Here is a 9,638-nt window from a genome sequence, read left to right as displayed (position 1 = left end):
AAGACGACACCGATTAAATGCGATTTGCTCTAGCCGTCAGAAAATAAGAAAAGGGGCGTCCCGGCCTCGTGGACGCCCCCTCAGAGCCCCTCTGGATGTTGTTAGGAGTTGGCTCTGATCTTCAGATTTCAAAATGCCGTCACGCGGGTGCGCTCCGATGTGCCCAGCCTGTCATGCGTATTTCTATCCATGCCATTAATGCGTACATTACTATACCGAGAATGGCCAAGACGACAAGGGCGGCCCAGACCAGCGGCACGTTGAATTGGCTCTGTGCGCCGATCATCATGTGGCCCACACCGGAATTCGCGGCCATGATTTCCGAAATCACGGACCCGACGAAGGCAAGAGTGATGGCAACCTTCAGCGAGCCGAAGAAATAGGGCATGGACCGGGGAATCCCGACCTTCAGCATGATGTCCAGCTTCTTGGCGCCGAGCGCCCGCAAGACGTCTTCCATCTCCGGTTCGATGGTGGAAATGCCTGTGGCGACATTCACAACAATCGGAAAGAACGAGATCAGGAAAGCGGTCAGGATCGCCGGGATATCGCCAATGCCGAACCAGATGACGAGGATCGGGACCAGGGCGACTTTCGGAATGGCGTTGAAGCCGATCATTAGCGGATAAAGCCCGGCATAAACCACCCGGTTCCAGCCGATGGCAAGCCCGAGGGCCAATCCGCCTGCAATCGACATCAGGAAGCCGGCCAAAGTTGTGTAGAGCGTCTGGACAGAGTTCTTCCAGATCGGCGACCAGTACTTCACCATGGCGGCCCAGATATCGGACGGGGCTGGCAGTACGAAGACGGGGATGTCGAACAGGGCAACGGCTGCCTCCCAGACCAGGAACAAGGCGGCGGTGCAGGCCCAAGGGGCAATCGTGATCAAAGTCCGGGTGCTCATGCGGCCGCCCTCGCATCGGCGATCAGACCGCGCAGTTCATGAACAATGTCGTTGAAAGCATTCTCGTAAGTCAGTTCGATTGGGCGCGGCCGTTCGAATGTCACCTCCCGTTCCTTGATGATGCGGCCCGGGCGGGCGCTCATGACAAACACCTTGTCGGCAAGATAGACCGCCTCGCGCAAGTCATGGGTCACCAGGATAACGGTGAAGCCCTTTTCGGCATGAAGGTTGCGCATGACCTGCCAAAGCTCTTCCCGCGTGAAGGCATCCAAGGCTCCGAAGGGCTCATCCAGCATCAAAAGCGCAGGGTCGTGGATCAGCGCCCTGCACAAGTTGGCGCGCTGCTGCATGCCGCCGGAGAGTTGCCACGGGTATTTCTCACCGAAGCCCGCAAGCCCGACCAATTTCAGGAGGTCTTCTGCCCTTGCGACATAAGACGCTTTTTCCCGGCGCAGCTTCGATCTGTGCGGTTGCACGATTTCGAGGGGCAGCATGACATTGGCAAGGGTTGTCCGCCAAGGCAGCATGGACGGGTTTTGAAAGGCCATTCCGGCGATGGAAACCGGTCCGCTCACTTCTTTCTCCGCGACCTCGACCGTGCCCTCTTGCGGTGTGATGAGGCCCGTTGCGAGTTTCATCAAGGTGGACTTTCCGCAGCCCGACGGGCCCACGACAGCGGCAAACTCACCCTTTTTCACATTTATGTCCAACCCGTCCAGAGCCAGCGTTCCGTCGGCTGTGCCCCCATAGGTCAGCCGCACATTTCTGAGATCAACAAATCCGGTCACAAGGTTTCCGCCAAAAAGGCCCGCCGCGAGGCCGCCGCAGGCAATCAATACCGTTCAAACAGGCAGCTTACTTGACCATCCGGTCTTCGGCTGGCGGCAGATAGCTCGCATCGAACACCCGGTCGGCAGAGGGCGGCGTGTCGCTCAAGCCGATGGAGTTTTGAAGGAACTTCATGGATTTGGTGAGTTTGTCCGGATCAATGCCGCCAAAGCCGTTTTCCTTGACAGCCGGTGTGGCAATGGATCCCTCAACTGCCATGGTCAGGCGTTCCACTTCGACCGCTTCGTCGAGGATCTCGTTGCGTTTCAAGACATAGGGAATGGCTGCTGCCGGATCGGCAATCGCATCCAGATATCCTTTGACCAGCGCCTTGACGAATCCCTTTACCGCATCCGGATTTTCAGCGGCGAAATCCGTGTTCACCATGACGGTGTTGCCATAAAGGTCCAGCCCGTTCTCCCCCATCAGGATTAGCGAGATATCCTCTTCCGGCACGCCTTGCGCCTTCAGATTGAGGACGGAGGAGAAGGAAAAGCCGAAAATCGCATCGACCTGGCCCTGGGCCAGCATCGGTTCGCGCACCGGAAAGCCCACATTTTCAATGGTGATACCGGAAGTGTCGATCCCGGCCACATCGACAAAGGCCGGCCATTGGCCGAAGGCGGCATCGGGCGGCGGTGCGCCGAGTGTCTTGCCTTCCAGGGACTTCGGATCTTCCGTGACACCCTGGCTCTTGCGTCCGATCACCGCGAAAGGCGGGGTCTCATACGCCATCATCACGGCTTTGACCTTGAGATCCGGCTCGGTGTCCATGAGCTTGATCATGGCATTGATGTCACCAAACCCCATCTGATAGGCGCCGGTTGCAACCCGTGGAATTGACTCCCGTGATCCGGCACCCGTGTCGATGGTGACGTTAAGGCCTTCGTCAGCGAAATATCCCTTGTCGAGCGCGATGAAAAATGGCGCTGCCGGGCCTTCAAACTTCCAGTCGAGCGAGAACTTGATATCGGTCTCAGCCAGTGCGGTTGAGGCTGAAAAGACCGTGGCGACGGCAAGGCTAGCGAGTGCCTTGGTGCAAAGATGACGCATTAAACTTCCCCTGGCTGTGATTGCTTTCCCGTCAGAGTGTCGGCCTGCTGCACAAGAGGCAAGCATAAATTGGATCTGCTTAGAAGTTGTGCGTGCTCGTGGCCAAAACGGAAGCAAGGCGGCCATGGGGACGGAACCCAACCAATGCACCGGTTCAGGCGCCGGTAGAGGCTTCGGCAGTGGCGTTTGAGTGTCTGTTTGCCGTGTTTGTCCCCGAGGGCTTGCGCAAAAAATCAGCGTTATAAATCGACCACTTGGTCAGAAATGACCTGAGATAACCGTTTTATCGGCGCGCCAATCACGTTAAGACGGTGAGATTGTAGGGACAGGTTTGGTGCATGTTCGACTGGATTTACAAGAAGCGTCTGCGCGACGACCTGGAACACTGGGTTGAAAAGGGCTGGGTCAGTTCGGCAAACGCTGCCGCCATCTTGGAAGAGCAGGAGGTGGAAGACGGCCGGTCGCGCTTGCCCCTGATGCTTGGCGGCATTGGCCTGGTCTGCGTCGCCCTTGCAGTTTTTGCCTTCATCGCCGCCAACTGGGCAGCCATCCCCAAACCGGTCAAACTCACCGGGATTGCTCTGCTTGTTTTGAGCGCTCACGGGCTGGCGGCCATTGTTGCGCGGGCCGGGCGCAAAGGGCTCGCCGATCTCATGACCGGGTTTGCCACCTTGATGTTCGTCGGCGGAATGGCCTTAGTGGGGCAGATTTTCCATTTGCCGGCCGACTGGTCGGGCGGTGCGTTCCTGGTCTGCATCGGCGCGCTTGCCGCAGCCTGGGGCACGGCTTCACGGGCTCCGCTGGTGATTGCGGCGATTGCCGCGATTTCCTGGCAGGTCAGCCGGACCGACTTTGAACCGTCCACCATGCTTGAAATCCTGATCAGTTTGGGTTTCCTGACCGCTGTGTTTCTTCATCCCTTTTTGTATCCGTCGCGGATCACGCGCTGGGCCGCCATTCTGCTGCTTCTGATCACATTTACCCGGTGGCTGGTTGAGACAGGGGACCGGTTTGGCGGGAATGACGCATTTACGCTGGCGCTCGTGCTGGGCGGTTTCGGCGGCATGTTCGCCGTCATGCTGCAGGCCGGGCCGATCCTGGATCTTTATGTGAAATGGTCGAGTGAGCGCCCGGTCAAAAGCCACGCCCATTGGCTCATGCTCCGGTCGTTGCAGGACGTGGCGTTTCTGGCGATGTGTGTTCTGCTGGTCCTGGTGCTGATCCTTCTGCCGGAAATATCGGATGAAGTGAGGCTGTCCGGTCTGGCGCCTCTCCCGTCAAGCTTGCCGCTTGGGCTGGCGGCGCTCATGTGCGGGACCGGGCTTCTTCTCTCCTTTAAGACGATCAAGGGGATTGGGTTCTTTGCCATGACCGGCCTTTGCATGGCAGCCGTTCTTCTGCCGGTACTGACCACGCACCCGATCCCGTTGGCGGCCGCTGTCCTTGCAGCGCTCGTTGGGCTTTGTGCGCTCGGGACCTGGTATAACAACCGCTATTGGATGGTGTGTGCCTATCTGGCGTTGACCGTGGTTGCCTTGTGGCTGCTGCAAGTCACAATCGGATCCTTGCTGGGGCAGTCGATATTCTTCCTGATCGCAGGTGGCGTCCTTCTTGGGGTTGCACTGCTGCTGGCGCGTGTTTTCAAACGCCAGCGCGGCGGTCCGAAGACAGGCGCAAGGGAGGCTGCGGCATGAGTGAAGTCTCTTTTCAGTCGGGTGCGCCGGCCAAGAAAAAATCCGCGCTGCACATCTATGCCGCCTGGGGGCTTGTCGCGGTTCTCCAACTGGTGCTGATTGCCATTCCCCTTGCCGACCGTTTGTCTGTCCAGCTGGACGGTGAGGAGGCGGTGCTTGACCTGGTTCCAATCGATCCGCGCGATCTGTTGCGCGGTGACTACGTGATCATCAATCTTGCGATTGGCGAGGTCCCGCGGATCCTGGCTGTCGGCAAGGATATCAAGGCGGGAGATAGGGTCTATGTCGGTCTGGAGCCGGCCGAAAATGGCAGCATGGCGCCGGTCAGGATTTCCCGCGCCCGCGAAGATGCCGGGTCTTTGGCAATCGCAGGAGAGGTCACTTCGCTCGCCAATGAGCGGTTCCGCATCGATTACGGTATCGATGCCTTTTTCCTACCGGAAGGAGAGGGGCGGATTATCGAGGACTTGCCGCGCGAGCGCGTCCAGCTGGTCGTGGCGATCACGGAGGATGGAAGATCCTTGCCGCTCCGACTTCTGGTCGATGGAAAACCGTTCAAATCCGACGCAGCCTTTTGACGAATGCGCCGACGGGGAGTATGAGCGCGGCAGACCGAGACTGGAAAGCTGCTTATGGATCCCGCGCTTGAGACCCTGACCCTGCCGATTGCTGAAGAAGCCGTTGTGCTTTCGAGCCCTGCACGCATCTTGTTTTTGCGCGCCCGCGCGGGGCAGCCCTTGAATGATTTCGGCAACCACAACCTTGTGTGTGAACAGAGCTTTGCACCTGATCGCGATGCGCTTCAGCGCAGTGGGGTGACCGTGGAAGCAGAGGTGGAGGACACAGGGTTTGATGCCGTTCTCGTGCTGCCGGGCCGGCAACGCCAAGAGGCGCGTGCCCAGCTGGCCCGCGCCGTTGCGAAGTGCCGGGACGGCGGGACGTTGATTGCATGCGCCCCGAATTCGGAAGGGGCAAAGACGCTTGAAAGCGATCTCGCCGCATTGCTCGGGCCGGTCGATAAACTGTCCAAAAACAAGTGCCGGGCGGTCTGGGGGCTGGTCCAGAAAGCCAATCTTGATCAGGACCTGCTCGCCGAATGGCTTGAGCTTGACGCTGTGCGTCCGGTTCTTGATGGCGCTTATGTCAGCCGGCCGGGCGTGTTTGCCTGGGACCGGATCGACCCGGCCTCAAGGCTTCTGGCGGACAACCTGCCGCTGGATCTGAAGGGGCGCGGTGCGGATCTGGGCGCGGGGTTCGGGTTTTTGAGCCGCGCCGTTCTGGAGCGGTCCGCGAACGTTGCGGCGATGGATCTTTATGAAGCAGAAAAACGGGCGCTCGATCTGGCCAGCGAAAACCTTGCCGCCTTCAAGGGCAAGAAGACGCTGAACGGCATCTGGTCGGATGTCACCAAGGGGCTTGAGGGGCCTTATGATTTCATCGTCTCCAATCCCCCTTTCCACCAGACGGGGAAGGCGGACCGGGCGGATGTCGGCCAGGGGTTTATCCGCGCAGCTGCGGGCGGTTTGCGTCCGGGCGGCGTGTTCTACATGGTTGCCAACCGGCATTTGCCTTATGAGCATACGCTTAAGGAGGTGTTCGCCTCGGTGGACATGCTTGCGGACGAAGGCGGCTACAAGGTGCTGAAAGCTGTGAAAGCCAAGGGAGGGCGCTGAAGATGCGGCTCGTCAAACTGCTGGCAAACCTTGGCTATGGCAGCCGGAAGGAAATGCAACAGGCCATCCGCCACGGCTGGGTGACGGACCGGCAAGGCAACCGCCTCAAAGCCGATGCAAAGACCCCGCATGAAGAGATCCTCTTCGACGACGAACCGCTTGATCCGGCGCAGGGCGTTGTCATTCTTATGAACAAGCCGCTCGGCTACACCTGCTCCACCAAGGATCAGGGGCGGCTGGTGTATGACCTTTTGCCCGACCGGTTCCGGATGCGCAAACCGGTCCTGTCGACCATCGGCCGGCTGGACAAAGAAACTTCAGGGGCCTTGCTGTTCACAGATGACGGCACCTTCCTGCACAAGGTAATCGCTCCGAAATCGAATGTTCCCAAGGTCTATGATATTACGCTGGACCGGCCGCTGAAGGGCGATGAGGCAGCGCTGTTTGCCTCCGGCGAGATGATGCTGGAAAGCGAGGACAAACATCTGAAACCGGCGGAGCTTGAAGTGCTGGGCGAGACCCAGGCCCGGCTCACACTGCATGAAGGCCGCTATCACCAGGTCCGGCGCATGTTCGCCGCCACCGGCAACCATGTCACCGTGCTCTCGCGCAGCCGGATCGGGGCCCTCGGGCTTGACGGGATTGAAGAGGGAAGCTGGCAGGAATTGTCAGAAGACGGCAAGGCACTGATTTTCGGGTGAGATCCGAAACTGTGTTTGTCTTTAGAGCAAAGAGTTTTTGTCAGAAACGCTCAAAGAGGCTCGATCACTCCATATTCGATTAGCTTTGGGCGGTAAATCGGGTCCGATTTATCGCGCGCAGATCTAGACACTGAAATGCGTGCCGCCGCCCTTGCATGACAGCGCAGGGCGGCGGCTGGTGTCTTGTCAGTAAAGCCCTTACCGGCTCAAAACGCGGATGCGGCTGTCGAATTCGCCCCGGTCCACGTAGCAGCCGCGCAGGTGGCGGTAACCGGTGTTCGGGTCGAACGCGGCCCGTCCGTGCAGGACACGGCGGTTGTCGAAGATGACCATTTCGCCCCCCTCAAGCCGCGTCGTAATCACGTATTCGTCGGAGCGGGTGAGAGCCATGATCTTGCGGTAGGCGCGGTAATAGGCCTCCATGATGTCTGGCTTCAGATCGAACACGGCCGCGATGTGGGCGTTGAAGTGCAGCTCCTGCAGGTTGCCGAACATGTCCAGCTGGATTACCGGGTGATGCCGCCGGATGTCGTAATCCGCGTCCTGAAAACGGAACGGGACCGGAACTTCGCTGAGGAGCTTGAAGGCTTCCGGGTCGTGCTGGCGTAGATCTTCAGCAATGGCAAAGCCATCGCAGAAGGTTGATCCGCCGCCTTCAGCTTCGTTGGCAAGACAATGAAGGAATTGAAATCCGGGAGGCAGCTCCTGATTGGGAAGATCCGTGTGCAGGGGCAACGCGTGCGAGGTGTAGGCCAGATTGTTCGGGTTTGGCATGGAACGGACTTCGAAGGTGACACCAAAGTTGGTCTCGCGCAGGAAGCCGATCCGCCGGGCGGCGGCCATGCCCGCATCCGGGTCGTCGGCCATGCCATCCACGAAGGCAAGGCCGGTTTTCTTGGTTGCCTTGAGAAAGTCGAGAAGCGCGCCGTCGTCGGTCATCAGCGTTTGGGCATTTATCCGCGGCAGGGTGGCAACGTCCGTACCGGCATGCCAGAGGGTCGGGGCCACGGCGGCAGGGTCGTCGAGCCCAGAGCCGGGCTTGTGCCGGCGCAGCCAGTCCGGGTCGAACCGGCTTTCGTGACCGTCATCATCCCATTTGATGCGGATGGCATCGCCATCCACATCAGCTTCCAGAATTCCAAGGGTAAGCGGGATGGATGTCAGGTCAAACTGCCGCTCCAGGGTCTGCGGATGAAACCCGCTTGGACAATTGTCCCGAAGCCACAAAAAAGGAAAGTCGGCCTCCGTGCCGTCTTGAAAGGCAACGTGAAGCATGCGGTCGCTGCCGCGCAGAGTTACGCTGGTCATGTGTGAATTATTCCGTTGATGTCTGGATTGAATGCGGAGAGCACGGTCAAAATCGTGCGCGTCATCAACGGCCGGCGGGGGGCGGCCACCACCAGTGGGCTTTGTTGTGCGGCTGTCCGGGCTGACGCCCGATGATCGCTAGCATCATTGTGTCCGGTGTCGCTTGTGTCCGGCTATGTGTGTCCGGTGTCGCTGCCGGTTCCGCTTGATCCGGCCGTTTGAAAATACAGAAAAACAAACATCCGGCAAAACAAATTCTGCCGGATGCCGAAGTCAAACCCTTCAACCTGGAACGTCAGCCTTTGGAGGCACGCGCCGCAAGCGCAATGGCTATGTAACTCCAGCCGTTCACGAGAACGGAGACGCCGGCGATCAGACCAAGGGCCCAGGCGACCGAGCCGGGCAGATCGACCCAGATCATGATGCCCGCCGCAAGGGAGACCGCGCCAGCCACTATCACCCAGATCCAGCCTTCATGCGGGCGCAGTTTGAAGCCCAGCAAGAGCTGGCTTACGCCTTGAGCCACAAAGGTTGCCGCAAGCGTCAGGGTCAGGGCGAAGGTACCGATGACCGGATTTACGAAGATCAGAATCCCGCCGATCAGGGCAATGATTCCGGTCAGAAGGTTCCAGATGAAATGACCCGTGCCCTGGGTCTTCAGGGCATTGTAGACCTGGACGGCACCGCCGATCAAAAGCACGGCGCCAATAAAGTAGGTTACGGTGATGGTTGTCGCGAGCGGTGCGGCGATAAGAACGAGACCGCCGAGAACAAGCGCTATTCCAAGAGCGAGGAACCAGCCCCAGTTTTCCTGGATCTTTGCCTTCATGTCTTCCACTGCCTGTGCCGCATCGGTCATGGCTATCTCCGCGTGTAGTTTGTTTCGGTCACCGTAACGTCTTCCCACGCAAACGCAAACGTCCTATGACATCGGCATTGGCGCACACCTGACGCGCGGGACTTGACGATGGGTGTGTATATGCACATAAAGTCTTCCCATGAGCGCTGAAGACGACGATTTTTCCCTGTGTGTCCTGAACAACGCCCGCAAGGCCGCCCGTGCCGTCAGCCGGTATTATGACCGGCTGGCCCGTCAGGCCGGTTTCACTGCCGGGCAGTTTTCGGTGCTGGTCGCTATCCAGGCGGAAGACGACCAGACCATCGCCGATCTGGTTGAACGCCTGTCCATGGAGCGGACAACCCTTGTCCGTAATCTCGCCCTGGTGGAGCGCAAGGGCATGGTCTTGTCGAACCAGAGGGAAGGGGAGCGGGGCAAACGCTACCGGCTTTCCAGTGGCGGGGAAGCCTTGCTGGAAAAGGCGGTTCCGTTGTGGCGGCAGGCCCAGGATGACATGAAGCGGCACCTGGGCGACGAGGATTTTTTCAAGGCAGTCAACCTGTTGCAGAGGCTTTCGAAGGTCTGACCCGTAACCGGATCATCGGCCAGACCAAGCCGGACCTAAGTTTGGACTAAAAT

At 59.1% G+C, this 9,638-nt stretch carries 10 protein-coding genes; 5 read left to right on the top strand and 5 right to left on the bottom strand.

The window, feature by feature from the left end; translation table 11 throughout:
- Window positions 1–139 precede the first annotated feature (139 nt).
- From E1180_RS16600 to E1180_RS16590, 3 genes are all read right to left on the bottom strand, one after another.
- Entirely contained in the window at window positions 140–904 is a 765-nt protein-coding gene (locus tag E1180_RS16600; protein ID WP_155192722.1) for an ABC transporter permease, read from the bottom strand.
- Window positions 901–1,692 carry an ABC transporter ATP-binding protein gene (locus tag E1180_RS16595; protein ID WP_283404546.1) on the bottom strand — a complete coding sequence of 264 codons (792 nt, stop codon included), beginning with the start codon at window positions 1,690–1,692 and terminating at the stop codon, window positions 901–903. Before E1180_RS16595 ends, E1180_RS16600 begins: the two co-directional genes overlap by 4 nt.
- A 67-nt stretch (window positions 1,693–1,759) precedes the next feature.
- Window positions 1,760–2,785, bottom strand: coding sequence for an ABC transporter substrate-binding protein (locus E1180_RS16590; protein WP_155192719.1), 1,026 nt, complete (start codon window positions 2,783–2,785; stop codon window positions 1,760–1,762).
- 338 nt (window positions 2,786–3,123) lie between these two features.
- Between E1180_RS16590 and E1180_RS16585 the strand changes: the two genes are divergently transcribed.
- The 4 genes from E1180_RS16585 to E1180_RS16570 are packed head-to-tail and all read left to right on the top strand — an operon-like array spanning window position 3,124 to window position 6,853.
- The gene (locus E1180_RS16585; protein WP_155192717.1) at window positions 3,124–4,479 is read left to right on the top strand and encodes a DUF2157 domain-containing protein; all 1,356 of its coding nucleotides are present in this window, start codon (window positions 3,124–3,126) and stop codon (window positions 4,477–4,479) included.
- Window positions 4,476–5,057: a GDYXXLXY domain-containing protein gene (locus E1180_RS16580; RefSeq protein ID WP_155192715.1), complete on the top strand. Its 582-nt coding sequence runs from the start codon at window positions 4,476–4,478 to the stop codon at window positions 5,055–5,057. Before E1180_RS16585 ends, E1180_RS16580 begins: the two co-directional genes overlap by 4 nt.
- 54 nt (window positions 5,058–5,111) lie before the next feature.
- Window positions 5,112–6,152, top strand: coding sequence for a class I SAM-dependent methyltransferase (locus E1180_RS16575; RefSeq protein WP_155192713.1), 1,041 nt, complete (start codon window positions 5,112–5,114; stop codon window positions 6,150–6,152).
- 2 nt (window positions 6,153–6,154) lie between these two features.
- Complete coding sequence (locus E1180_RS16570) at window positions 6,155–6,853, top strand: pseudouridine synthase (protein WP_155192710.1); 699 nt, start codon at window positions 6,155–6,157, stop codon at window positions 6,851–6,853.
- Window positions 6,854–7,051: 198 nt separating this feature from the next.
- Here the strand turns inward: E1180_RS16570 and E1180_RS16565 are convergent, their stop codons facing one another.
- Both E1180_RS16565 and E1180_RS16560 read right to left on the bottom strand, forming a co-directional pair.
- Window positions 7,052–8,161 carry a TauD/TfdA family dioxygenase gene (locus E1180_RS16565; protein WP_155192708.1) on the bottom strand — a complete coding sequence of 370 codons (1,110 nt, stop codon included), beginning with the start codon at window positions 8,159–8,161 and terminating at the stop codon, window positions 7,052–7,054.
- A gap of 295 nt (window positions 8,162–8,456) precedes the next feature.
- Window positions 8,457–9,020: an HdeD family acid-resistance protein gene (locus E1180_RS16560; RefSeq protein ID WP_196220629.1), complete on the bottom strand. Its 564-nt coding sequence runs from the start codon at window positions 9,018–9,020 to the stop codon at window positions 8,457–8,459.
- Window positions 9,021–9,159: 139 nt separating this feature from the next.
- Here E1180_RS16560 and E1180_RS16555 point away from each other — a divergent pair, with 139 nt between their 5' ends.
- A complete protein-coding gene (locus E1180_RS16555; protein ID WP_155192705.1) occupies window positions 9,160–9,585 on the top strand; it encodes a MarR family winged helix-turn-helix transcriptional regulator in 426 nt (141 codons plus the stop codon).
- Window positions 9,586–9,638 lie beyond the last annotated feature (53 nt).

This window comes from Roseibium denhamense (genome assembly GCF_009711415.1).
Lineage (GTDB): Bacteria > Pseudomonadota > Alphaproteobacteria > Rhizobiales > Stappiaceae > Roseibium > Roseibium denhamense.
The sequence above is the reverse complement of the archived record's forward strand: the minus strand, read 5'-3'. Positions and strand labels throughout refer to the sequence as shown.

Excerpts from the sequence above, each read along its gene's own strand:
- E1180_RS16580 (WP_155192715.1), top strand. The coding sequence starts at position 4,476 with ATGAGTGAAGTCTCTTTTCAGTCGGGTGCGCCGGCCAAGAAAAAATCC.
- E1180_RS16565 (WP_155192708.1), bottom strand. The coding sequence starts at position 8,161 with ATGACCAGCGTAACTCTGCGCGGCAGCGACCGCATGCTTCACGTTGCC.
- E1180_RS16585 (WP_155192717.1), top strand. The coding sequence starts at position 3,124 with ATGTTCGACTGGATTTACAAGAAGCGTCTGCGCGACGACCTGGAACAC.
- E1180_RS16600 (WP_155192722.1), bottom strand. The coding sequence starts at position 904 with ATGAGCACCCGGACTTTGATCACGATTGCCCCTTGGGCCTGCACCGCC.
- E1180_RS16590 (WP_155192719.1), bottom strand. The coding sequence starts at position 2,785 with ATGCGTCATCTTTGCACCAAGGCACTCGCTAGCCTTGCCGTCGCCACG.
- E1180_RS16555 (WP_155192705.1), top strand. The coding sequence starts at position 9,160 with ATGAGCGCTGAAGACGACGATTTTTCCCTGTGTGTCCTGAACAACGCC.
- E1180_RS16575 (WP_155192713.1), top strand. The coding sequence starts at position 5,112 with ATGGATCCCGCGCTTGAGACCCTGACCCTGCCGATTGCTGAAGAAGCC.
- E1180_RS16560 (WP_196220629.1), bottom strand. The coding sequence starts at position 9,020 with ATGACCGATGCGGCACAGGCAGTGGAAGACATGAAGGCAAAGATCCAG.
- E1180_RS16570 (WP_155192710.1), top strand. The coding sequence starts at position 6,155 with ATGCGGCTCGTCAAACTGCTGGCAAACCTTGGCTATGGCAGCCGGAAG.